The following is a 25,910-nucleotide window of genomic DNA, read 5'->3' as shown; positions in this document are numbered from 1 at the left end:
TTAATCCCTTAATAAGTTTTGGCAATTAATGCAAGATATTTGGCATCTTCACCGCTTAAGATACATTTTGCACCGTCTTCTGCATCATTATGGATTCCTAAAATGTCATAACCGGTTTCTTCTTCAATCTTTTTACCGCATTCCTCATCTCCACACCAGTTGAATGAAACAACGTTTCCTGCTTCAATCAATTCTTTAATTTCATCCACATTTTCTGCAAATTTAACATGTTCGGCCTGGAAATCCCATGCAGTTTTTGAGAGATTTTCACCGTATTTTTCAAGCAGGTCTTTAACATTGTCTACTAAATTGTCGTCAAGTGCAATTTCGACTTTTTCACCGTCGTCTCTTCTCATAGCTATTGTAATGTTGTTTTCCAAATCTCTAGGTCCGATTTCCAATTTTAGTGGAGTTCCTTTAAGTTCCCAATCGTAGAACTTTTTACCAGGTCTTATGTCTCTGTCATCGATATTAACGCGTAGGCCTGCTGATTCAAGGTCATTTTTAATCTCAACACATTTTGCCATTACTTCCTCTTTTCCTTTCTTGAATAGGATTGGAATTATGGTAACTTGGTTAGGTGAAACTATTGGTGGAAGGCGTAAACCCTTTTCATCACCATGAATTCCGATAATTGAAGCAACAACACGGTCAGATACACCTGCACAGGTCTGATAGACATATTTATGTTCACCATCCTTATCTTCAAAGGTAATGTCGAATGTTTTTGCAAAAGTCTGGCCTAAATTGTGGATTGTACCTACTTGCAATGTTTTTCCATCCGGCATGATTATATCAAAAGCCATGGTGTAGTCTGCTCCTGGGAAAGTGTCCCATATAGGCCTTTTTGAAATCAGATAAGGAAGTCCGAAACTGTCAAAAAACTCTTTATAAATTTCAATGAAGTCTTCAATTTGCTCATCGGATTCCTCTTTGGTTGCATGAGCAGTATGTGCTTCTTTAAATGTAGTGATTTCACGGACACGAATTAACGGTCTAGTGTGTTTTGTTTCGTATCTGAATGTATTAACTACCTGATAATATTTGATAGGTAAATCAATGTGTGACCTGATCCATAAAGCATACATCGGATAGATTGCAGTCTCACTTGTAGGTCTTAAGGCTAAATTTTCGTTCAAGTCGTTTTTTCCGCCTTTTGTAACCCAATAAACTTCTTCTTCAAACCCTTTTACATGTTCTCCTTCTTTAGCTAACTCTGCTTCAGGAACAAGTAGTGGGAATAAAACTTCGTCATGATCTTTATCGAGCAATTCCTTAATTTTTTCAAGCATGTATTTTCTTATTTTAAATCCGTATGGCATCCATATAGCCATTCCTTTAATAGGATATCTTGAATCTGTTATATTTGCTTCTTCTAAAATGTCATGAAACCATTCACTAAAATTTTCCACCATATCACCTATAAATTTTAATATGTTTTAATTTATGTTTGTGATTAGTATTAAATTATGCAGTTGATTTTTTCTGGATTCTTTCAAAAACTTTGTTGATTTTCAAAATTTTGTTTTCGATTTTCATTCCAACTTAAATCTTTGCGATATATTCATTTTAAAAGGCATTGTATAGTCTTGAATGTTCGTCTTCTGGATTTTGGCATTGTTTTTTGAAAAGCATTCAGGTTTATTACTAGTTTTTTCTATTTTCTTATCTTTTATGTGATAAATGAAGTTTTTATATCTTGGAAAGATTGATTTTCTTTTTATTTTATAAATTATAGGATGAAATTCATTTTCGAGGTAAATTAATGATTGTAATTCTTTATTTACTTCATCATAATTTTCTAGATCAAATAAATCTTTAATCATCTTGAGTTGTTGATGTATTTGTCATATTCTTCATCCGAAAAGCAAGTTTATCTTTAAAATCTTTTAATTGTTTTTTAAACTTTTTTTAGTATGAAAAATACACAATTTATATTTAAAACCTAGTTCTGGTATGATTAAGGAATAATTTTTATCCAAATAGGTGGTGATTGCAATTTTATTCTTATTTGCTGTTGATTCTTTTAAAAATTTAGTAATGGTCTTTTCATCTTAAGTATCAAAAATAGCATCAGCTATAATATAATTAGAAACTGTATCCATCAGTGTATACCTATATTTCCAATTTCCATTAATTTTTACTCATTGAACGTCAAAGACATAATAACCCGAGCAACGACCAAAATCAAACTTTAAATTATTTTCATTAACAAAAAGCCAATTTCAATTTTTTGATGAGAACACTAATTCCAAAAAACTTTTTAAAAGATTTACAAACATTTTTCAAGCTTCTAAGATAATCAGAAATTAAATGCTCTGATTCAATTTTCAATTTGTTAGTAAAATTACTGTTTTTATTACAATGTTTATAACTATAACGTTGAACTTTCACATCTGTCCTTCCAATTTCTTTAAATATTAATTTCCTATTGGTAAAACCATATTTAACAACATTTGAGAACTACAATAATGGCATCGAGCAAAATTCATTTTAAAATACAGAATATCCTTTTTAAAACTCAAATTAAAAGGTTTAAAAAGTTCTCTACAAGATTTGAATAATTTCACAAATTGTGGGCTTGAAAGTACAAATCCGTCATCAGAATCACAAAATATATATTGTTTAACGTCTAAAATACTTTTGGAGTAATTGTTTTTTGGTTTTGCATAATAAAAACTTTTAATTACCTTTTTATTAAATTTAACTATTTTTAAATAGAATTTAAAAATCAAAATTAAATGTCATCAAAGAATTTCAAATCAACCAAGTTTTTGAAAGAGGTATTGCTATTAAATATGTAAAGTTTATTATTAATGAAATATAAAATTTTAGTTTTATGAAATTCGAGGTAATTAAATGAAAAGAATATTAATTAGTGGATTATTATTGATAATATTTATTAATATTTCATTTGTTTGTGGAACAGATGATATGAATAATAATTTTACTGAAATTAATCAAAATAATAATCTAATGATTGTAAATGAAAACATTGAAAATATAAATGATAATAGATTTAATAAATCTTCTACTGTAATATTCGATAAAACTTATGAAATATGTGATATGATTCCCATTAAAGAAAATATGTCTTTTCTAAATAATACTAACTACCAAATTGAATATGAACAAAATTTTGAAAATAATCAAACATACTTAGTAATATCTCCGATTAATGTTAAAAGTGCATCAATTAAAACTATTTTAATCGGAAATGATGTTGAGAATTATTATAAAAATTGTATTTATTCTATTTATTTAAAAACGCAATCAAATAAACCTATTTCAAATAAACAAATTATATTTGCAGTAAATGGAGTTAGTTATACTAGATATACTGATAAAAATGGAAAAGCATCATTAAATATTAATTTAGATCCGAATGTTTATACAATAACAACATTATTTAGTGGAGATAATACATATAAATCCTGTACAAAAACAAATAAAATTACTATTATATCGACTTTGGATGGAAATAATCTCATAAAATCATATAAAAATTCAACACAATTTTATTGTAGGGCATTTACAAAAACTGGCGATTTTATGAAAAATAATATAATAACATTCAATGTAAATGGGATTTTATATAATAGAACTACTGATGAAGTTGGTTTAGCTAAATTAAATATCAATCTCGGTCCGGGAACATATATTATCACAGTTACTAATGTGGATGGGTTGAACAGAGCATATACGATAAATGTAATAAAAGAAAATGTATTAATTGGATGTGAAAATTTTAATATTAATAGAAAAGGTGAATATTATGTTGTAAAACTAACAAACAATCAAAATAATACTATTTCTAATCAACAATTATCAATTGTTGCTAATGGTATTTCTTATTCAAGAACAACAGATGCTGAAGGCTTTGCAAAATTAAAAATAAATTTTAATCCAGGCTCATATTCAGTTTACTGTGAATTAAATAATGCATATGGTTATAACAATTTTAGAACATTTACAAAAACGATTAAAGTCTATGAATCAACACATAAATTTAATGTAAATTTATATACTAATAATACATTTTATAAAGAAAATGGAAAATATTTTTATGCTATATTAAATGATAATAATAATTTTCCAATTTCTAATCAACAAATTAAATTTACAATAAATGGAAATACAAATACCCAACAAACTAATGATAAAGGAATAGCTAAATGTTTAATAAATGTAAATGGAGGTACATATACGATAAAAACAGAGTATTCTTGTTCATCATATTATAATTCGAAACAAAATATTAACACAATAAAAATGAATTTTACTCCAGATTTAAAATATTCTATTGAAATTCCAATGTATTTAAATATTACTGGATTATATGTATCTAAACATTATTCTAATTCAAAATATATAATTAAAGAAGGAAATAATGGTATAGTTAAAGTTCCAACATCTAGAAATTTCATTATTTCAATAAATGGAAAAACATTATCATTTAATGCAGGATATTCAAATCCTAGTTCATTTACTGCATTGAATAAAGGAACATATTTTATTAATAGTTCTGGAAATTCAATGAAAGTTTCAAATAGTTTTTCTCCTCAGACTAGTGGAATTTTAATCTCTGAGACAACAGATTTTGTTAAAATTACCTATTGTGGAGTATCTGACTCGAATATTGTCAATCAATTTAGTTGTCCATATATTGGACATAATCGTGGTGCTGATTTTGGAAGTGAGACTTTAAAAATAGTTCAAAATGGGAATGAAAAAGTTAGTGTAACATTTTCAGAACCATTACCGTGGTATGATGAAGAAGGGCTAAAATTACAATTAAATAAAGGAAATTATTATTCAAATAATATACATATAAGTAAATGTAGTTATTATAATTTGGCTCAAAAACCCATTAATCTTAAATTTTTAAATACTAATGTTAAACTAGAATATAGGATATCAAATGTAACAATATTCAATGCTCCTGAGAAAGATACAATAAAAACAACATTTGTTTTAAATAATATGGGTTTTGAAAAAAATGAAAAAATAACTTATAATTACCATAATTATATGGAAGATAATGGTTTTGATATAGTACAATCTTATGCATTTTCAAATAAAAAAATATCTGATGAAAACTTAGATTATTGGTTAAATAAAAAGAATAATTTTACTGTAGGTTATTTAAAAGCATCATATGGTACTTTTTTAAATGGTCTTGGAACATTATGGTTGAGTGATAAATTTGCAACAACTTTATCGGAATCATATTCAATTTCTTGGACAAGAAATGATTATTTTACCATAATGTCAGGTGTGGAAAATGGATATAAATCTTACATTAATTCTTTAGACCCTATGTTAGGAAGAATAATGGCCGGGAATTTAGAAAACAAATCCATATTTATGTTAATTAATTCTGCAATTCTTTCGGAAATAGAAAACATAATCTTAAAGGGGAGTGGAAATAATGTTGTATCCCCTTTGAGTAAGATTATTAGTGGGTATTTAAATGGAGAATCAATAGATATTATACCAATTAATGAAACAAATATGATAATAATTAAACTTACTAATGATAGTGAATCTTATATAATTTTAGATATTGAAAATAATTTAATACATGATTTATCTTTAATTAATGGAGAAATAATTAAAGGATCATATTCAAATGATTATTCTGGATGTTATCATGATGAATTAACCGATGAATTATTTAATTTATTAACAACATTTTGTGAAAAATTTGTTGGAAATTTTTTTGATCCGAATACTCTAATTGGAACAATTGGGGGCCTTGCAATAACTGTGGGACTAATTGCCTCAGGGCCCTTAGGTTGGGGTGTTGCACTAATATTAATAAGTGGTGGTGTACTGATGACTGCATACAGTGCAGGTTTATTTGATAATTTTGGACAATCAAATGCTGGATATTATGATTTCTATAATTGGTTGGAATTTGGTGGTAGTATGTTATTATCTGCCTATGGTGGTAAAGCAACATATACTGCTGGAAAAGCTACATTTAATACTGTAACGACAACAATTATGTCAAACACAGAAATGTATTCTATAGAAACTGGAATCAAAACAACAACTTTTGCTTTTTTTAAACAGACAACACAATCTAATATAGTCAAATACACTGTTAAACAAGAATTAAGGAATATCTGTAGAATAACTCTTGGAGAAACAAAATCAAAAGTTATAATAAAACTTTTAAAAGAAAATTTTAAAAGTACGGGTTTTGTATCTGCAATGCAATTCTTAGAATATTTTTCATCAAATAGTGGGGAATAATATGAAAATAAAAAAATATTTAAAGTTTATTCTAGATTTACGTGAAAAATTATATCAAAAACTTTCAAAACACCCCGCTGCATACAGTTGGTGTTTTTTAATTTGTGCAATAATTTGGCTATTTTTAGGAAGCTTTCTTGTTTTTGATTTTATAACAGGGATGATTTATCTGATAATTGAAATAAACCTTTTGGGCATTGCTAAAATTGCATGGACTATTGAAAGTATTTTGGATTTTATGCCCGAGGGTTATGATAAATTCTAAATAGGAATTATTTTGGAGGAATAATGATTTTAATTATTTTTGGGATTTTAATCCCATACATATTATATGCGATTTTGCAGTTTTATGCAAAACAGAATGTTCATCTAATATCTGAAAAGATAAATTTTAAAGTGTGGAGAGTCGAATGTTTATTCGCTATGATAGGTTTTCCATTATTATTTATTTCAGGAGGGTTTTTCGGTTTTTACATTAATGCAATCCCTCCTGTTGAAGGAATACTCTTTTCATTTTTCTATCCCTTAATAATCATATTTTTACGAGATAATGTATTTGATGTAATCAGTATAACTTGGAATGAAAGAATTTTTCCATTGGTTTTCATAATACTCTCATTTGCTTGTTGTATGGTATGGTTTTTAATTGGTTTTTCAGAGATATTTACAAATAACTATGCTATATTATACATCTTAATCGGATTTGTAATGGGATTAATTCCTTTAATTCCAGATTTCTATGATAAATTATTCCATTGTTTTGGTAGTGAGTATTCTCAGGATGATTTCTCATTAGGCGTTGCAATATTGTTATTAATTATCATAACATTTTTTGCAGAAGTCATAAATTATCTCTTATTATGCCCAATTTTTCATATTATTAGTTAGGATTTTAATAAGTTTTACATAAAAAACTATTTTATATTTTTTTAATAAAAAGTCTTTTATAGAAAACTATTTTAGTTATTTTAAATAAATAGTTTTTTACAGAAGACTTGTGTGGTGAATTTTGTATGGTTGAAAGAATGTTATATATGGATAAAATTACTTCATTGATGGATTTAAATTTAATTAAAATCATAACTGGCATTAGAAGATGCGGCAAATCTTATTTTTTCAGTCTGATTATTGATTATTTGAAAAATAATGGTGTTAATGAAGAGGATATTCTTTTAATAGATTTGGAACTTCCCCAATATAATCATATTGAAACTAGGGAAGAATTGGATGAAATTGTCTTGGATTTTCTTGAAAAGCATGAAAACAATGTATATCTCTTCTTTGATGAAATTCAAAATGTTTCCAAGTGGGAAATAAGCATTAACGGTTATTTTAAACTATCCAATACAAATATTTTCATTACAGGTTCAAACTCTAAACTGTTGTCAAAAGAATTGGCTACATTTTTAACGGGGCGTTATATATCAATTGAAATGTATCCATTTTCTTTTAATGAATTCCTTGATTATAAAAATGAATTGGGTGAAAAACCATTATTGGAAAATGAATTCAACACAGAAATTGAGAATTATTTTAATGAGTACCTTAGTTTTGGAGGTCTTCCTGTTACAATAGACTCAAAAAATCATAAGGAAATAACCTTAAATGATTTGTATAATTCAATACTCTTGCATGATATTGTGGAGCGATTCGAAATTCGAAATGTAGGTCTTTTTAATAGGATTACAAAATTTTTGGTTGAAAATATTGGAAATTTAACATCAGCCAATGCTGTATACACTTATTTAAAACATGATTTGAAAATTTCAAAATCAACAATTTACAATTATCTTGAATATCTTGAAAATGCATACCTTTTTTCTAAAGTTTCAAGAGAGGATTTAACTGGAAAAAAAGAAATCGTTGGTTCTGAGAAATATTATTTAATCGATCAGGGATTTTATAAATCTCAGCTTGAAGAAAAACAACATAATATTGGTAAACTTCTTGAAAATATTGTCTATCTGGAACTTATCCGAAATGGTTGTAAGGTAACTGTAGGATGCATAAATGATTATGAAATTGACTTTGTCTGTCGAAAAGACAATGAAAAATTCTATATTCAGGTATCATATCACTTAGAAACAGAAGAAACTAAAGAACGTGAATTTAAGCCGTTGATGTTAATAAAAGATAATTATCCTAAATATGTTTTAAGCATGGATAAGGAAAATCATTCCCGAGATGGAATTGTTCATATCCATATAATTAAATTCCTGAGGGAATTTTTCTATGAAAATTAAAAAGAAAGTTATTTAATATAATTCATATCATATATATAAATGTATATTTATTTTTATGGGAGATACTTATGAATCATAGGAAAATACAAATGCCTCGTGAAGTTTACATTGGTCCTGATGTAATTTATGAAACGGCAGAGATTTTTGAAAGCTTACACCTTTCAAAAAAGACTTTAATCATTACAGGCCATCATACTTTTGATGCAGGGGCCAAACATGTAATTGAAAACCTTGAGGATAATGATTATGAAGTTGATTTGAAGATTATTGATGATGCTTCATTTGATAGTGTTGAGGAAGTAGAAGAACATATTGACTCCAATACCCTTGTTGTAGGTGTAGGTGGAGGAAAAATAATTGATGTGGCAAAATACGCTTCATTTAATAAGGACGTTTATTTTGTTTCAATGCCGACTACGGCTTCACACGACGGTATTGTATCTCCTTTAGCTTCAATTAAAAATCCTAACCGATCCACGTCTGTCAAGGCCAATGCACCAATCGCTCTTATTGGTGACAGTAACATTATTGCTGATTCTCCATTCAGATTATTGTCTGCAGGCTGTGCTGATTTGATAGCTAATTTTACTGCAGTCAAGGATTGGCAATTGGCTCATCGTTTAAAGCATGTTGAATATAGTGAATCCGCAGCATCCCTTTCAATAATGTCTGCTAAACTGATTACAAACAACATTGATAACATCAAGCCGGGTCTTGAGGAAAGTGCAAGAATTGTCATGAAATCCCTGTTCAGCAGTGGTACGGCAATCAGCATTGCTGGTTCAAGCAGACCTGCAAGCGGATCTGAGCACATGTTTTCACATTCTCTTGATAAGATTCTTGATAAGCCTAAACTGCATGGTGAACAATGTGGTATAGGTTCCATATTGATGATGGCGCTCTATGGTGATGATTGGAAATTTATTCGCGATTGTCTAAAAGCCGTTGGGGCACCAACTAATGCTGAGCAATTGGGAATCGATGATGAAGATGTAATTGAAGCATTAATGATGGCTCATGAAATCAGGCCTGAAAGATACACTATTTTAGGAGACAATGGAATTTCAAAAGAAGCTGCTTATGAATTGGCACACAATACTGAGGTGATTTAAATGATTACACTAATAGGTAAGGATATAGCTAAAAAAGGATTTGAATTTGTCTTTTTGGGTCCGGCCAAAGAATGTGAGAATTGCAGATTTAAATCATCATGTATAGATAATTTGGAATTAAACAGGAAATATGTGGTCACTGATGTTAAGGATAATGAGCAGAAATGCGCTATTCATTCACAAAATATTGTAATTCCTGTAGAAATTGAAAGGGCTGAAATAGATGTTTTAACAACTTCCAAAAATATTTTTGAAGGTTCCACATTTACATATAATGCTCCTAAGTGTGATGAATATTGTGAATTCCATGATTTTTGTTTCCCTGAAGGTTTAATTGAAAATGACAAGTGTATTGTTTTAAAAAATCATGGAAAACATAAGGGAGAATGTAAAAAAGGTCTCAGACTTACTAAACTTACTTTAGGTTTTGTTATTTAATTATGGTGTTGATTATGAAAAGTGCTAGTAAAAACGATTCTAGTAAAAAGAATGCAGGATATAAGGCTGCAGAGTATGTTGAAGATGGCATGGTTTTAGGATTGGGAACTGGTTCTACAACCCATTATTTCATTGAAAAAGTTGGTATGAGAATGGCTGAAGAGGGAATTAGCGTTAAAGGAATTCCGACTTCATTTCAATCATTGTTGCTTGCTAAAAAATGGAATATTCCTATAACTACCTTGGAAGAAAATGACATCGATTTGTCTGTAGACGGTGCAGATGAAGTTGACGGTGATTTTAATCTCATTAAAGGTGGTGGAGCAGCACATACCAAAGAAAAAATCGTAGATTATGCTGCAAAAGAATTCATTGTCATCGTTGATGAATCTAAAGTGGTTGAAGAATTGGGAACATTTCCAGTGCCTGTTGAAGTAATTCCTGATGCATCACGTGTTGTAATCCAAGAATTGGAGGATATGGGTGCACAATGTGAAATCAGAATGGCTCAAAGAAAGGACGGTCCTGTAATCACTGACAACGGCAATTTTGTAATTGATGCTAAATTCGCAAAAATTGACAGCCCGCAGCATTTGGAAATAGATTTAAATACAATTCCTGGTGTTGTCGAAAACGGAATATTTTCCCAGATGGTTGACCGTGTAATTGTCGGAACATCTGACGGTACAAAAGAGTTATAGGGTGAATTAATGATAATTCCGGGCTTGGATGAATACACTATCCGTTCATACATCAACAAGTTTGCACTTTTAATTGGTATTATAATCATTATTTATGCTGTTTTGTGGATGTTGGCTGAGCTTAAGATAATTCCAATGATTTTCTTTGCGATTTTCCCGCAAATTGTATTATTGCTGATTGGAATATTCATTGTTTATATGGCATTGTCCAGAAGAAACAATTTTTAACTATTTTTTTTAATTTCTTCTTTTATTTCATCAATATATTCGTCGTTATATCTATCTAAAAATTTTAAACAGATTTCTTCTCCATTTAAATTAGAGTTTTGCCAGTAATAACTTTCAAATTTGGTATAATCAACAATATCCATGTGATATTTTTCATAGTAATGTAATGGATGATTATTTAAGAATTTTATTCCTTCTGATGTAATCTTTTCATTTTCAATAAAGTAATTTTCTTTTAGATATTTCTCCAGTGATTTGAAACGAATATTGAAATTATTTTCAGTCATGAATACGGCATATTCAAAGTCAATTTTTTCATATATCATTTTTAAAAACTTATATGCAATGTATCTGATATCTTCACTGTTGTTTTCATCGCTGAACTGGTTGATTGCGTTTCTTAAATTATTTTCAACTTCATCGGGATTGTAATCCAGGTTGATTCCGCAGTAATGGCAGTATCTGTCGTGGCTGTCTATAGGCATTTCACAATAGGGACAGGTTTCATCATGGGTGATTAACGTAGGCTCTTCGGGAACATGAAATAGATAGGCCAGCCTTATTAATAATGATTCATTCAGCACCATTCCGGCTTCATATTCCTCTTTAATCTGTTCTCTTATCTTTAAAGCTTCGGCATAAGTAACGTGTGCATCATCAATCAGTGTTTCAATATAAGGGGATAATTCATCTTCACTTCCAATAACCTCTTCCAGGCCATATTCCTTTAACGGCAGGTTTTCTTCAAGTTCCACCAAAGTTTTAAGAATTTCATCTTCTTTTTTAAGGAACAGTTCTCTGATTTCATTAAAGTATTCATCATTTATTTCAGATCTCTTTTCAATGCAGTCATAGCGGATTATATCATCATTTAATGGCAAACTATAAGCTACGATACATTCATTCATATCAAGCAGATGAATGCTTGATGAGATATTCAGGTCATAAAAGTGAGTTGAGAGTTCCTCTTCCTTTAGGATTTCCTTGTTTGTGATTACATGCTCTCCCGGAACAATAAGCTCAATTGCGCTTGCAACGATATTTTCATTAATCTTTTTGGCATATCCGTATTTTATCAATAGTTCTATTAAAAAGTGTGTCGGTTCAATAATGCTTGGTTTATTATGCTCTGCCATTGTCTTTTCAAGTTCCTGTATAAATAATCCTTTTCCTCTGAATTCCGGCAATACATAAATGTTATTGAGAGCAGCAGTCATGAACTCTCTTGAAAAGTCATATGAACAGAATCCAACCACCTTATTTTCATAAACCAATTCCTTAAACAGGTTGCATTCTTCGCTTTTCAGGATAAAATTTTCTTCTTTAATCGAATCCATTATGTATTGGTAGGTACTGTTTAAAAGTTCTGTTATGTCGATGATGCTTTCGGTTAAATAGACTTTTTGTGTGTTGTTTTCTCTTGGCAGATAATTAATTTTTTTCATGTAATCTCACTTATTCTTATTTTAATGATTGTTATATTTAAATTATTCTATTAATTATTTAGTTTTAACTAAAAATTGGCTTAAAATTTAGTTATTCCTAATTTGGTGTTTTTTTAGGTTAATAAAAAAAATAAAAAAGAAGTAAATGATAGTTAATCATTTACTTAAGCAGTTACTTTAATGGTGTTTGCAATGTTACATCCTTCATATGATGAAGTGATAATGTATTCTCCGGCCATTAAATTAATGTTTAATTTAGCCTGTCCGGTTGCATTGGTTGTACGTTCATACATTACTCCATGAATGTTGAATTTAACAGTTGCATTAGCTAATCCGTTTCCTTGTCCGTCTACTAAAGTAGCAACAAACTGATCCGGTGTGCCGTATACTTTTGTTAGATCTTCAGCATATAAGACAGGTAAAACGGTAATGTTGTTTGCAACGTTACATCCGCCGTATGATGCAGTAATGATGTAGTTTCCTTGTTCTAAGTTGATGTTTAATTTTGCATATCCGGATTCGTTGGTTTTTCTTTCATACATTACACCGTTAATGTTGAAAGTAACAGTTTCTCCGGCACCGACAGGATTACCTTCATCGTCCAATAGTTTTACAATGTACTGTGAACCGTTTCTATAGTATTTGGTCAAGTCTTTGTTTTCGGTTATTTTTGGAAGAACTGTAACTGTATTGGAATGCATTTCACCATTAACTGGGTGGGTTGCTGTAATGATGTATGTTCCCTGTTCTAAGTTGATGTTTAATTTAGCGGTACCGTTTTCGTTAATTTTACGTTCATACATTACACCATTGATGTTGAATATAGCAGTTCCGTTTTTTAATGGATTGCCTTCGCCATCGAGGAATGTTGCACAGTATTGTGTTCCGTTTCTGTATATTTTTGTAATATCTTCACCGTTAATTGTACTTAAAACAGTTATTTTGGAGTCTACTGTTGCAGGGTCGTAAGCAGAAGTGCCTTCATAGAAAACAGCAACATCATATTCTCCTTTATCTAAGTTAATAGCCATTCTTACAGTACCGTTTTCATTGGTTTTACGGGTATTGTTTACGCCGTTAATATTGATAATAACTGTTTCGTTTGCAATAGCCGTGCCGTTGAAAGTTAATGTAACGATGAATCTTGTACCGTTTTTATAATACATTTCAATTTCAGGTGCTTTTAAATCAACAGCTTTGGAACTGTTAACAATAATATTTGCCTGTTCAGTTTTTTTACCTAATTGGCTGTCTCCTTTAAAGCTTACTTTTGCAGCATATTCTCCATTAGGTAAAATTGTGCTGATTGTTGCAACACCTTTTGCATCGGTTACAGCAGTGTAAACTTCTCCGTTTATTTCAAATATTAAAGTTTTATTTGCAATTTCAGTTCCGTTTGTGTCTTTTAATATTGCACTGTAGTTAAATGCTGTACAGTTACTAATTAAATCTTCTGCAATGATTGTTGCAGGAGGTATGAATGAACCGTTTCCTCTTTCACCGTCACTGTAGGTTCCTTGCACATCATCAGCACTTTGGAATTGGCTGTCAGCAAATGCAATGTATGTTACAAATGTTGGTGGGAAAGGTAAGAAGTCTAAATCATATGAATTTGGACCGACGGTAACGTTATAGTATCCTCCACCAAGTAAAAGTCCAATTCTGCTTCCTTTCATGGTGTTGTTGAATATGTATTCGTTTCCAGAACCATATGCAGTTATTGAAGCTATTTTAGCGTTTAAAATTGTGTTGTTGTAAACCTTGTGGCCTCTTGAGTGCATGAGATATATTCCTTCTTTTGCACTGTCAATGGTGTTGTTGAATATGACTACATTTGGTCCGGTTCCGTGTCTTACGTCGATACCGTGGTTAACTACGTTTGTAATGGTGTTGTTTGCAATTATGTTTCTTGGAGATCCGAAGTTGATCATACCATTGGTGTACTGGTCGTGAATATTGTTGTTGGTAATTCTTGAATCACCTGAGTATTGTATGAATAAACCGAAGGAAGCGCCTTCAATGTCACATCCTGTAATTGTCAAGTTTGTACTTGCATCGGAGTAGATTCCTGCGGTTTTATATGCTTCTGTATTAGGTGTAACTTTGGTAGGATTATATCCTGGATATTTGCTTACGATGTTTAAATCGGATATAACTACTTGGGTATTGTTCAATGTGTATAATACTGCATAGTAAGCAACAGCGTATCCGCCATCAGCACTTTGATTTCTTACTTTTTCAGGTACGTCGCTAGCGTTTAATCTGTTGTATCCGATCAATGTTGCGTTGTTACCGAAAATTTTGATGTTTTTATCAGTGTAGATGCTGATGTCATTAAAGACTGCATCTTTAGGGAAGTTTAAACTGTCCCCATCTTCCATTGAATCAATTATTGCTTGAATTTGGCTTGAAGTTGAACCGCTTGGAACATTGTATATGGTTCCTGTTCGATTCAATATGCTGTCATAATCAATTATAATCTCTTTTGGAGTTGGTATATTGGTAATGTTTGAGTATGCTGGTTCGTAGGAACTAGGGTCACTGTAAACTCCTATATCGTCAGTTGGACTTTGATAATCTGAGTCTGCTGTTGCAACATAGTATACGAATGTTGGAGGGAATGGTAAGTTATCTAATTGGAAAGTGTTTTCTCCAATAGTGATGTTGGAATATCCTCCGCCTAACAATACACCAATTCTAGATTTGCGCATTGTGTTGCCGTATAAATCTACTTCGGATGAACCGTAACATGTGATTGAACTGATGGTACAGTTAATCAAAGTGTTCTGGGTTGCAGTGTGTCCTTTGGAGTGCATTAAGTAGATTCCTTCTTTTGAACCGATAACTGTGTTGTTAATTACTTGAACATTTGGTCCGGTTCCGTGTCTTACGTCAATACCGTGGTTTTTAGCGTTGATTACGGTGTTGTTTGTAATTAATGTTCTTGCAGATCCAAAGTTTAAAAATCCGGTAGTCTTCTGGTTTTTAATTATGTTGTTTGAAACAGTTCCGTCAGGAGAACTGGTCATGTAAATACCCCATGATGAACCGTCAATTGTATTGTTGTCAATAGTTACTCCTTTTGCTTGGCTTAGATATAAAGCCGCATTGGAGTATGTTGATGAATCAAGTCCGACAATTGTTAATCCGCTCATGGAAATGTTTGGAGCACTTAATAAGTATAATGTTGCAAAGTTAGTTATTGCATATCCTCCTTCGGCAGTAGTTGCTCTAACTTTTTCTGGAATGTTGGTTTTATTAACTCCAGGGGATGAATAACCGACTAAAGTTGCACCATTTCCGTTAATTGTAATACTTTTGTCTACATAAATACAGATATCTGTATATGTTCCAGTTTCGAAATTTAATGTGTCGCCGTCAGACATACCATTAATTGTATTTTGTATTGTGGTACTGTTTGATCCAGTACTTATGGTATATTCTGAAGCACTTTGAATGTCGTCATTATCAATTATGGCAAGGGTATTGTCCGGTGAAGAGATGTCTGATGACACATCTTCTGCAAATACCATGCTTGAGCTCATAAGGACAATGAGGACTAATAAAATTCCTAAAATTAATTTTTTATAAGTCATAATTTTCCTCGATTTATATATTATTAAATGTAGGGAACAATTAAGCGATATACATTTAATGTTATATTGTATATAAAAATGTACTTAAATAGATTTTCATAACTATGTTATATTTTCTTATTTTTTTAAAACAAGTATTATGTGTTCTTTTTTTAAATTTTTTTTTAAAAAGATTTATATTACATAACGATAAATAAAATAAAGTGTAAATCAGTCTTATTGTTATGATTTAAAATGCATATCGAGAGTAGATTTTATATGGCTATAAAAGAAGTTAATAAATTATTGAATGTTTTAATAATCTGTTTATTTGCTTTATGCTTGATTTCATCAGTATCTGCAAATGATGATTTTACTAATGGAACAACTTATTCAATAACTTCAGATTTATCTAATAGTGAAATTCAAACAATGCTTGACGGCGCCACAAATGGCGATATATTTGAATTCACATCGAAAAATTATGATAACATCTCTTTGGTTGTGGATAAGCAGCTTAAAATAATTTCCAGTAAAAACAGTACAATCAATGTGGCCACTTCATTAACTGATAAGGCTAAAGATATGAGATTAGGCAATACTTTCGGATTCTATTTTACTCAAAACAGTTCTGGCAGCATATTATCCGGATTGAAAATAATAGCTGCCAATGCTGATTATGCAGTTATCTTAGATAAGTCATCTAATACAATCGTTGAAAATAATGATATTTCACAGGCATTGAATAATGTTCTTGTAAAAAATGCAAGCAATGTTCAAATCAATGAAAACTACATTCACAATGCTGGCAATAACAGTCTTCAGCTTCGCGATATCAATAACATTTCAGTATTCAATAATACAATTGCATTCAATGGAAGATCTGGAATTGAAACTTCAAACATCTTTGTTTCATTAATTACATGGAATGAAATTTATCATAACGGATTTAACGGAATTTCCATGTATAACAAATCTTCTAAAAATCAATTCATGTATAATCATGTTTACGAAAATACCAATGGAATTTTCCTTAATGCCGAGTCATATGGAGATAAATTCCTATATAACACATTAGAATATAATCGTATGGATCCTAATTCTGAATTGGGCGGTTTTGAAACTGGAAACGGATTTTTATTTGGTGAAGGATTTGAAACTAGTAAAAAACAGCTTCCGGACATTTCATACAATGCATTAATGCACAATGAAAACTTCCAGGCAAAAAACAACCCTTCAAAAGAACAGTTTAAGTTAGGACCAAACTATTTCGATTCAAATGACGGTGAACACACATTCATCTGTCCGATGCTTCTTGCTAAAATATTGAAGATGGATTTCACATCAGTTTCTAATGGAATAGGTATTCAAATATATGAAGACGGTAAACCTGTTAATGATTTTGCATTTTTCGACCAAAAAATATCTGTTGACGGTAAAGAATACAGTGTAGAAATACAAAACGGAAAAGGATTTATCCAAACAGATTCAAGTCAGGACCACGAAGTTGAAATTAAGCATGGTGAAAAGGTACCTGATTATCGTAAGGAAACAGTAGAAAAATATACTCCTTCTTCCGATGATAATCAAGGTTCTTCTTCCGGAAGTTCCGGCAGTGAAAAAGGATCAGGTTCTACAAGCGGTTCATCATCCGGCTCCGGTTCCGGCAGCGGTTCATCAAATACCACAACAGATTCAAATGACGGCAATAAAGGAACCTCTTCAAACAGTAACGGAAATTCAAATACCAACAGCACTTCAAACAGTGTTGTATCAAACAATCAGGGTCGTGTAATTGCAAATTACGGTACTAACAGCTCTGATGTCCTCTCTGAGTCAACTTCTCAAACCGGTGAAGAGGAGCAGTCTCAAGGACAGGAAAATGCCGCTGAATCAGGAAGCGTTGATGCTGGTGAGTCATCTTCTCCTGGGGATTCTGATGCTGAAGGAAAAGCATATGAATTGGACTCCGTCAGTAAAAAATCCAATCCGTTACAGGACAATTCAATAATAATTGTTTTAGCTATTGTATTTTTAGTTGGAATATTTATCTACGGATACAGACGTAAAAACGAGTTCGAATAATATTTAAACTCTTTTTTATTTTATTTTTTATATTAGTTTTTACAAATATTAAATCAATGTCATCTAAAAAACTCATTTTGAATTCAAGCAGAAATTTTGAAATCATTGATATCACTGCAATGATTAATAATGAAATAGATATCGAATCGGGCATTGTCAATGTATTTTCAAAGCATTCCACATCAGCCATTGTTGTAAATGAAAATGAAAGCGGACTTTTAAAAGATTTGGAGTTAATGTTAAGTGATTTGGTCTCAGATAAATATTCCTGGCAGCATGATAGAATTGACAATAATGCAAAATCCCATCTGAAATCATTTATACTCTCTTCAAGTGAATCAATACCTGTTTTGGATGGAAAGCTTGATTTGGGAACATGGCAATCTGTATTTTTTGTTGAACTGGATGGGCCAAGAAATAATAGGACAGTTAACCTGACATTTCTAAGTGATTAAAATGAATAAACGTTTAATAATTTTGATACTTGTCATAGTAATTATTGTAATTGCGATACTTTTAAGCAATTTGCCGTTTGATGTTACTCAAAACAATAATGTTAGTTATGAACAGATGGATGTACAGATGAGAAAATTGTGGTATTGAATATTTCTAATTTAATTTGAATGAATTAGGTAGTCTCATTAATGCATGTAACAATAGCGAAAAAAATATTACTCGTCAGATGCTCTCGGATTAGATTTATATTATAATTAATATTAAAGTAATATTTAGGTGATTATATGATTAATGTGGCAAATACAAAAATATATGTTGAGTTCTTGGGTAATGATTGTTTTTTTTGATTTTTAATGTTTAGATATAATTATAAAAATTTACACTTGAAATAATACTTATTTTTATTGGTTATTCGTAAATAGTTTAATTTAACAGAATTAACTTATTTAAAAATTAATGGTGGTGTATATTAATTTTTTTCTACAATTCAATACTTTTATATACTATTAAAACATAATATAATTTAATTAATCATTCAACATTTAAGTAATATTTCAAGTATATTAAAAAACCTATTTATGATTTTTTTTAATATAATTCATAGGTAGATACCAATATTTTGATTTAAAAACTTTTTATCCATTTTAAGAGATAAATAAATATTTTTAATGTTGAAATTTGTAATGCTTCTATGATTGTATTCAATAGTATTATTAATATTCAAAAAGATATCTATTACTAATCAGGAGGTGTTGCAATGTCCGATAAAAAAATAATATTTGGTGATGAAATGATTGAAAATCAGTTGAAAGAAAATTCAGAAAAATTAAACATCTCTGTAGAAGAATTAGTTGATCGATATATTAGAAGAGGGTTATATACTGATGATTATTACAAACAGCCAAAACTCTCTAAAGAAAAGTTAAAAGAAATCTTTAAAATCGATGATGATGTTAATATGGAAGAAAACAATTCAAGAAAAAAAGGAAATATGGATTCTATTATTGGAATATATGATTATTCTAAAGAATAATCTGAAATAAGGGGGAATTTCATGATTTTCTTAGATAGTGGATATTTTAAGGGTTTAATGAATTATAAGGATGCACATCATAACGATTCATTAAAAATACAAGAATATTTAAATAATTCAAATGAAACTACTGTCATTAATACCACAGTACTTGTTGAAACATTAAATAACACTGTAAAAACAAATATATTAGCAAAGGATATGTTTAATGTTCTTTACTCTCAAAATCAAATTATTCAATTAACTTATGAAGATTATTTAAAATCATTAGAAGTAAATATGTGGTATGGAAATTCAATTAATTATGGTGATTGCACTATTATTAATACCATGATAAATATGAGTATTATTGATATAGTTACATTTGATAGTGATTTTGAAAAAGTTAATGGATTTAATATTATTTCTAGTATTTAAAGGAGATTTCAAAATGGAATTTCAATATGAAATTAAAAATAAAATACTCAAAAAAATGGTTGAAAAAAAGGCTAAAAAATTAAATATATCGGTTAATCAATTAATTTGGGGTTATGTTAATCGTGGATTAATGAGTGATGCTTTAAATGATGATGTATTTAATAAATTGCATTCTAAGAAATTTTTAAAAGAAATTAATGAATCATTGGGTGTTGATTAACATCCAACGATTATACTTATTTTAAAATGAAATGAGTTATTTGTTAATGAACTCAATTTCAAAAGCTATTACCGGATACTCTAAGGTAAAGTTTGTAATTACTTCAGGTGATATTTCACCAAAGAAACCTTCAATAGTACCGTTATCTGCCTCACCAACCAAATCAGCGGCTCTTCCATAAATGAATGTTGGATTTTCGCTGTCTGTAATTTCCATTGAATAACCTAAATTGGAAACAACGCTTGTTACAACGGATTTGATTTCAGTAAAGTTTGCAGTTGAATGGCATATCAATCCAGCTAGCTTTTTGGAAGGTCTGACTTTGTTTTCAGTGGTTTCATCGATGTATAAGACATCACCGATTTCAAATATCTTTTGAGGCAAGTCTTCATGTTTGTTGTCTTCTAAAAATTCCATTAGGCTGTTAATTAGGCTGGTACGAATCATGGTTCTGTCGATTGTAATAGGTCTTGCAACCTGAACGTGGTCTTTTTCTTCCTGCTTCATGAATTCGTAATGGGATTCTTCATTAGTTAACATCAAGCTCATTACTTCCTGGAAGCCTAAACCAACCATAACTTCACGAATACTGCTTTCTGCTTTAAACCAGTCATTTTCATATGCTACAGTATTGATGTCAGGTAATTCCGCTTCAATGGAGTTGATTCTGTATTGAACTGCAATATTTTCAACAACATCGACTTCGTGTAAAATGTCAACCCTGTATGCCGGAACATAGACTTTCAGTTCATTGTCGTTTAAGATTTCAGCATCAAAACGTGCTTTAAACAATAATTCCTTAATGTCTTCTGCAGTTAAGCTGATCCCACCAATCAATTCGTTTGCGGTATCAACATGAACATTGATTTCTTGAGGAGTTAAATCAGGACTTACAACGGTTTTATCTGAGTATTTGACTTCCATTGTTTTTATTTTACCTCCGACTTCGGCAAATGAACAGCAAATGATATTTAATGCCTGATTTACTGCACGTTCATCTGTACCTGTAACGTCAACAATAATGTTTTTGGTATCTTCCTTGATTTTGGTCAATTCTCCGTTAATGATTGGAGGCATTGATAATATATTGTCGTCACAATCCAGGATTAATGGATATTTATCGAAGTTTTCAATTAAATGAGCATAATCCTTACCTTTATCATGTTCAGTCAGGATTTCTTCCGGAGTCATTGGAGTATCTTTTTCAAGAGGAACGAATGCATTTTCCTGTTTTGGAGTTGCAATGTATTTGTAAGGAGCTTTTACAACATCTGCATTGTGAATACCTATAGCTACTTTTTTCCTGTCCCTTCCGATTACCCAATGGAGGTTTTCCTGGAAATCCATGATGTATTTGAGCTTGTCTCCTGTAAAGTCAACGTCATCGATTTTTGCAAAGGCAATGTATGGTCTGATTTCAGCTACATCGTCATCCACAGTAACGCTTTCACCGGAAGATGTTATTTCATACAGTGGAATGCCTATTTCCTGGCCAATAAATCCTTTAAAAGATCTAGCTACTCCTTCTACTGACAAATTGTCCGGACGGTTAGGGAAGAATTCAACTTTGATTTCCTCATCGTCAAAGTCTTCAATATCACTGGACATCATAGGCAATGTGTCTATTAATTCGTCTTTTTCCATATCTATTCCTAAATCTTTTAAATCTTGATATTTAAATGTTATAACTGGCATTCAAGTATACTCCATATATTTTTTTATAATCCATAAATTAAAATGAAAACAAATGATTCAATTATAAAATGCAATGCTCTGTGTTCTATTTCGCCCATATGGCCAATTAAAACGGTATGGCATACATCTATTATAAAATGAATTAGGGCTGCGATAATTCCTATTGTCGGTGAGAGGAATATTATGGACAATACGACAAAGTGAAATGCTGCTTCCATCAGTTCATGAACTACCCAGGTTTTCCATGGTGAAGAGTCTACGGAATGATAGATTAAACCGCCTAAAATAATATAAAAGTTATTTAAGACTTTCCACATTAATTGGGTATGCAGTATATCGCTTATAGCTAAAACAATTGCAACATAAAACCATATTAATTCCATTATTCAACAGTCCTTTAAATAATTTATAATATAATTATTTATGAATATTTTATATAATATATTTATCTATATCCAAATTTTTAAATAGATTGATAATGCATATTATTTTTTTGATGAAGAGTTTAGTCAGAGTTTTTAAAAATAAACTTCCGCAGGTTTTAATCATATTTCTGCTTTTAATAGTCCAGGCTTACTGTGATTTGGCACTACCTTCATACACTGCCAGCATTGTTGATATAGGTATTCAGAATACCGATATAAACTATATCATTGATGTGGGATTTTTAATGCTTGTCATGGTGGCCATATCCGTTTTTGCAACAATTGGTGTGTCCTATTTTTCAAGCAGGGTTTCATCAGGTTATGCAAAGGATTTAAGAAAAGTGGTTTATTCAAAGGTTTTGAAGTTTTCCAACCATGAACTCAATAAGATTTCCCGTTCATCACTTATTACGCGTTCCACAAACGATATCAATCAGCTGCAGAATGTTTTGATGATGATGCTTATGATGCTATTCTTTGCTCCGATATTGGGAATCGGAAGTATTATCAAGGCATTTGAAATCGGAGGAGACCTTTCATGGATTATTTTAGTTACGTTTCTGGTTGTTTTATCTCTGTTGGCCATTATAACTATAAGGGTTCTTCCTTATTTTAAATTAACTCAGGAAATCATTGACAAAATGAATAAAACCGCAAGAGAAATTCTAATAGGAATACCTGTCATTAAAGCTTTTGTAAGGCAGGACTATGAGAAAGAGAAGTTCGGTAAAATCAATAAGGAATTTCTCGACGTTAATCTCTATGTTTATAGAAAGATTTTCATTTTAATGCCTACAATGACCTTGTTTTTAAATCTGATGATTGTTTTAATATTGTATTTTGGTGCATATGATGCGATTGCCGGAAATATCCTAACCGGAGACATCATTGCATTCATCCAATATTCCACCCAGGTTGTATTTTCATTTATAATGCTTGGGGGTGTCATGATTATCCTTCCAAGATTTTTAGTCTCAGCCAGACGTGTGGCTGAAGTACTGAATATGGAATTGTCAATTACAGATGGTGAATTGACATCAATAAGCGATAATCCGACTATCGAATTTAAAAATGTATGTTATTCATATCCTGGAAGTGAAAAAGAAACTTTAAAAGACATTAACTTTAAATTAATTCCAGGTAAAACCACAGCAATTATCGGCGGAACAGGAAGCGGCAAATCCACTATTTTAAACCTGATTCCAAGGCTTCAGGATGTTACTTCCGGTGAAATTTTAATCGATAATGAAAACATTAAGAACTTTAATCTTAAAACTCTAAGGGATAAGATAAGTTTCACCCCCCAGGATGCCATTCTGTTTCAGGGAACTGTAAAATCAAACATGAAAACCGGTAAAAGCGATGCCGATGATGAGGAAATTAAAAACGCTTTAAAATTGGCTCAGGTTGATTTTGTAGATGATATTGACGATGAAGTTTCCCAAGGTGGATCCAATTTCTCGGGTGGTCAAAAACAGCGTCTCTCAATAGCAAGAGCAATTATCGGACCTCATGATTTTTATTTATTTGATGACTGTTTTTCAGCTTTGGACATGAATACTGAAGCGGTAATTAAAAGCAATCTGGATAAGATTGCCGAAAATTCATCAGTTTTATTCGTATCACAAAGGATTTCAACGATAAAGGATGCCGATGAGATAATCGTTCTGGATAATGGTGAAATAATCGACAAAGGATCTCATAATGAGTTAATCAATCGCTGTGAAGTTTATTCAGAAATTGCATCATCACAAATGGGGGATTCGTTATGCCTCCAATAAAAAGAAAACCTCCTGAAAAGGCTGTTGACAATAAAAAAGCCATTAAAAATATTCTATTCTTATTAAAAGATTACAAGCTCAAATTGATTATTACATTTATCTGTGCATTGATATCAACTGTATTCAGCATCATCGCTCCGTTTTTAATCGGAATGGCAACCACAACAATATTTGACGGTATTAATGCAATGAATGCTCATACGGGAACAATAGATTTCAATACATTGTTCTTCCTCCTTGGTGTTGTTGTGGTTTTGTATATTATCAGTGCAATATTTTCCTACCTTCAGTCATGGTTTTTAATTGATATTTCAACAGATATCAGCTTTAACTTGAGAAACAGGATAATGGATAAGATTACGCAGTTGTCCATGGAGAATGTCGATGAAAATAAACGTGGTGATATACTATCAAGAATCACCAATGATGTGGATTCACTTCAGACCGGAATTACACAATCCTTCATTCAATTGATGACGGCGGTAATCACTATTGTAGGTGTTGTGGTCATGATGCTCTACATTAACGTATGGATGACTCTTGCCGCATTGATACTGATTCCGATAGCATTTATTCTAATCACTCTTATCACAAAATACTCTCAGTCTTACTTCTTAAAGCAATTGGCCTATAAGGGATCTTTAAATGCTCAGATTGAAGAAACATTTGTAGGTCATGACATTATAAGAACATTCAACCAGGAAGAAATTGAGATGGAACACTTTGAATATGATAATGAAAATTGGTTCAAGCACGAATGGAAATCACAGTTCTTTTCAAGCTTCAACGGGCCTCTGATGAATTTCATTTCCAATTTGGCTTATGTTGCAATAGCCGTTTTGGGAGCAATCTTTGTAATTCAAAAGACAATAGCTGTCGGAGATATTTTGGCATTCTTCCAGTACATTAAAAACTTCACACAGCCTATTCAGCAGATTACGAGGGTAATGAATCTGGTTCAAACCGCAATGGCTGCAAGTGAACGTATATTTGAATTTTTGGAGATAGATAATGAGGAAAATCCTTCAGATGTTAAAATCTCAAGTTTAAAAGAGGAAATTACTTTTGAAAATGTTTGCTTTGATTATAATGAAGGAGAAAATGTAATCAGAAATCTATCATTTAAAGTTAAAAAAGGCGATAAGATAGCTATTATTGGTGAAACCGGTGCCGGGAAAACAACTATCGTTAAATTGCTCATGAGATTTTATGACGTTGATTCAGGTGAGATTAAAATCGATGGCATCAACATTAATGACTATGATAAGCATTCTGTCAGGTCTCTGATGGGTATGGTATTTCAGGATTCATGGCTTTTCAGTGATACTATTGCCAATAACATCAGATACGGTAATTTAAATGCAACGGATGATGAGGTTGTCGATGCAGCAAAGAGCGTTCATGCAGATGATTTCATAAGACAGCTTCCGGAAGGCTATGATACTGTACTCAATGAGGATTCAGACAATATTTCCCACGGACAGAAACAATTGCTCACAATAGCCAGAACAATTCTTACAGATAAGGAAATCCTTATTTTAGATGAGGCAACATCATCAGTTGATACAAGAACTGAAAAACTGATTAAGGAAGCTATGGATAAGTTAATGGAAAACAGAACCAGCTTTATCATTGCCCACAGATTGTCAACCATCAGGAATGCGGATAAAATCATCGTAATTGAAAAGGGTGAAATAATTGAGCAGGGAAATCATGAGGAACTCTTGAATCAGAAAGGCTATTATTATAGGACTTTGAACAGTCAGAACAAATCCGCTTAAAAATTAAATATTTT

The 25,910-nt window shown here is 31.0% G+C and carries 21 protein-coding genes; 16 read left to right on the top strand and 5 right to left on the bottom strand.

Annotated features, from left to right (window positions below; translation table 11 throughout):
- Positions 1-8 precede the first annotated feature (8 nt).
- A complete protein-coding gene (proS, locus tag ACKI44_RS03405) occupies positions 9-1,415 on the bottom strand; it encodes a proline--tRNA ligase (protein WP_407421543.1) in 1,407 nt (468 codons plus the stop codon).
- Positions 1,416-2,859: 1,444 nt separating this feature from the next.
- Between proS and ACKI44_RS03400 the strand changes: the two genes are divergently transcribed.
- From ACKI44_RS03400 to ACKI44_RS03365, 8 genes are all read left to right on the top strand, one after another.
- The gene (locus ACKI44_RS03400) at positions 2,860-6,261 is read left to right on the top strand and encodes a hypothetical protein (RefSeq protein WP_407421541.1); all 3,402 of its coding nucleotides are present in this window, start codon (positions 2,860-2,862) and stop codon (positions 6,259-6,261) included.
- Between the two features lies 1 nt (position 6,262).
- Complete coding sequence (locus ACKI44_RS03395) at positions 6,263-6,526, top strand: hypothetical protein (protein WP_407421539.1); 264 nt, start codon at positions 6,263-6,265, stop codon at positions 6,524-6,526.
- 23 nt (positions 6,527-6,549) lie between these two features.
- Positions 6,550-7,149 (top strand): hypothetical protein, encoded by a 600-nt coding sequence (locus ACKI44_RS03390; RefSeq protein WP_407421537.1) that lies wholly within the window; start codon positions 6,550-6,552, stop codon positions 7,147-7,149.
- Positions 7,150-7,274: 125 nt separating this feature from the next.
- Positions 7,275-8,504, top strand: coding sequence for an ATP-binding protein (locus ACKI44_RS03385; RefSeq protein WP_407421535.1), 1,230 nt, complete (start codon positions 7,275-7,277; stop codon positions 8,502-8,504).
- Positions 8,505-8,572: 68 nt separating this feature from the next.
- Complete coding sequence (locus tag ACKI44_RS03380) at positions 8,573-9,616, top strand: NAD(P)-dependent glycerol-1-phosphate dehydrogenase (protein WP_407421533.1); 1,044 nt, start codon at positions 8,573-8,575, stop codon at positions 9,614-9,616.
- Positions 9,617-10,054, top strand: a complete 438-nt coding sequence (locus ACKI44_RS03375; protein WP_407421531.1) for a UPF0179 family protein — start codon at positions 9,617-9,619, stop codon at positions 10,052-10,054. It abuts the gene before it with no gap.
- A 14-nt stretch (positions 10,055-10,068) separates the two neighbouring features.
- Positions 10,069-10,755 carry a ribose-5-phosphate isomerase RpiA gene (gene rpiA, locus ACKI44_RS03370; protein ID WP_407421529.1) on the top strand — a complete coding sequence of 229 codons (687 nt, stop codon included), beginning with the start codon at positions 10,069-10,071 and terminating at the stop codon, positions 10,753-10,755.
- A gap of 9 nt (positions 10,756-10,764) precedes the next feature.
- Positions 10,765-10,983, top strand: coding sequence for a hypothetical protein (locus ACKI44_RS03365; protein ID WP_407421527.1), 219 nt, complete (start codon positions 10,765-10,767; stop codon positions 10,981-10,983).
- Here the strand turns inward: ACKI44_RS03365 and ACKI44_RS03360 are convergent.
- A complete protein-coding gene (locus ACKI44_RS03360) occupies positions 10,980-12,428 on the bottom strand; it encodes a GNAT family N-acetyltransferase (protein ID WP_407421525.1) in 1,449 nt (482 codons plus the stop codon). The two genes, ACKI44_RS03365 and ACKI44_RS03360, sit on opposite strands and share 4 nt — an antisense overlap.
- 164 nt (positions 12,429-12,592) lie before the next feature.
- Positions 12,593-15,973 carry a right-handed parallel beta-helix repeat-containing protein gene (locus tag ACKI44_RS03355; protein ID WP_407421523.1) on the bottom strand — a complete coding sequence of 1,127 codons (3,381 nt, stop codon included), beginning with the start codon at positions 15,971-15,973 and terminating at the stop codon, positions 12,593-12,595.
- A 309-nt stretch (positions 15,974-16,282) separates the two neighbouring features.
- On the opposite strand from ACKI44_RS03355, the gene ACKI44_RS03350 reads away from it, so the two are divergent.
- The 6 genes from ACKI44_RS03350 to ACKI44_RS03325 all read left to right on the top strand — a co-directional run bounded on the left by ACKI44_RS03350 (position 16,283) and on the right by ACKI44_RS03325 (position 20,214).
- On the top strand, positions 16,283-18,088 hold the full coding sequence (locus ACKI44_RS03350) for a right-handed parallel beta-helix repeat-containing protein (RefSeq protein ID WP_407421521.1): 1,806 nt from the start codon (positions 16,283-16,285) through the stop codon (positions 18,086-18,088).
- A gap of 56 nt (positions 18,089-18,144) precedes the next feature.
- Complete coding sequence (locus tag ACKI44_RS03345; protein WP_407421519.1) at positions 18,145-18,543, top strand: secondary thiamine-phosphate synthase enzyme YjbQ; 399 nt, start codon at positions 18,145-18,147, stop codon at positions 18,541-18,543.
- Position 18,544: 1 nt separating this feature from the next.
- Positions 18,545-18,691, top strand: coding sequence for a hypothetical protein (locus ACKI44_RS03340; protein ID WP_407421517.1), 147 nt, complete (start codon positions 18,545-18,547; stop codon positions 18,689-18,691).
- A gap of 610 nt (positions 18,692-19,301) precedes the next feature.
- A complete protein-coding gene (locus ACKI44_RS03335) occupies positions 19,302-19,577 on the top strand; it encodes a hypothetical protein (protein ID WP_407421515.1) in 276 nt (91 codons plus the stop codon).
- Between the two features lie 21 nt (positions 19,578-19,598).
- Positions 19,599-19,994 carry a PIN domain-containing protein gene (locus ACKI44_RS03330; RefSeq protein WP_407421513.1) on the top strand — a complete coding sequence of 132 codons (396 nt, stop codon included), beginning with the start codon at positions 19,599-19,601 and terminating at the stop codon, positions 19,992-19,994.
- Between the two features lie 13 nt (positions 19,995-20,007).
- Entirely contained in the window at positions 20,008-20,214 is a 207-nt protein-coding gene (locus ACKI44_RS03325; protein WP_407421511.1) for a hypothetical protein, read from the top strand.
- A gap of 36 nt (positions 20,215-20,250) precedes the next feature.
- Here ACKI44_RS03325 and pheT read toward each other — a convergent pair whose 3' ends face one another.
- Both pheT and ACKI44_RS03315 read right to left on the bottom strand, forming a co-directional pair.
- Positions 20,251-21,909: a phenylalanine--tRNA ligase subunit beta gene (gene pheT, locus ACKI44_RS03320; protein ID WP_407421509.1), complete on the bottom strand. Its 1,659-nt coding sequence runs from the start codon at positions 21,907-21,909 to the stop codon at positions 20,251-20,253.
- A gap of 23 nt (positions 21,910-21,932) precedes the next feature.
- The gene (locus ACKI44_RS03315; RefSeq protein WP_407421507.1) at positions 21,933-22,292 is read right to left on the bottom strand and encodes a hypothetical protein; all 360 of its coding nucleotides are present in this window, start codon (positions 22,290-22,292) and stop codon (positions 21,933-21,935) included.
- Between the two features lie 113 nt (positions 22,293-22,405).
- On the opposite strand from ACKI44_RS03315, the gene ACKI44_RS03310 reads away from it, so the two are divergent.
- Together ACKI44_RS03310 and ACKI44_RS03305 are read left to right on the top strand one after the other, a co-directional pair.
- Positions 22,406-24,115, top strand: a complete 1,710-nt coding sequence (locus ACKI44_RS03310; RefSeq protein WP_407421573.1) for an ABC transporter ATP-binding protein — start codon at positions 22,406-22,408, stop codon at positions 24,113-24,115.
- Positions 24,103-25,896, top strand: a complete 1,794-nt coding sequence (locus tag ACKI44_RS03305; RefSeq protein WP_407421505.1) for an ABC transporter ATP-binding protein — start codon at positions 24,103-24,105, stop codon at positions 25,894-25,896. The genes ACKI44_RS03310 and ACKI44_RS03305 overlap by 13 nt, the downstream gene beginning before the upstream one ends.
- Positions 25,897-25,910 lie beyond the last annotated feature (14 nt).

Origin of the sequence: Methanobrevibacter sp. (assembly GCF_045646205.1) — an archaeon.
In the GTDB taxonomy this organism is placed as follows: Archaea; Methanobacteriota; Methanobacteria; order Methanobacteriales; family Methanobacteriaceae; genus Methanocatella.
The sequence above is the reverse complement of the archived record's forward strand: the minus strand, read 5'-3'. Positions and strand labels throughout refer to the sequence as shown.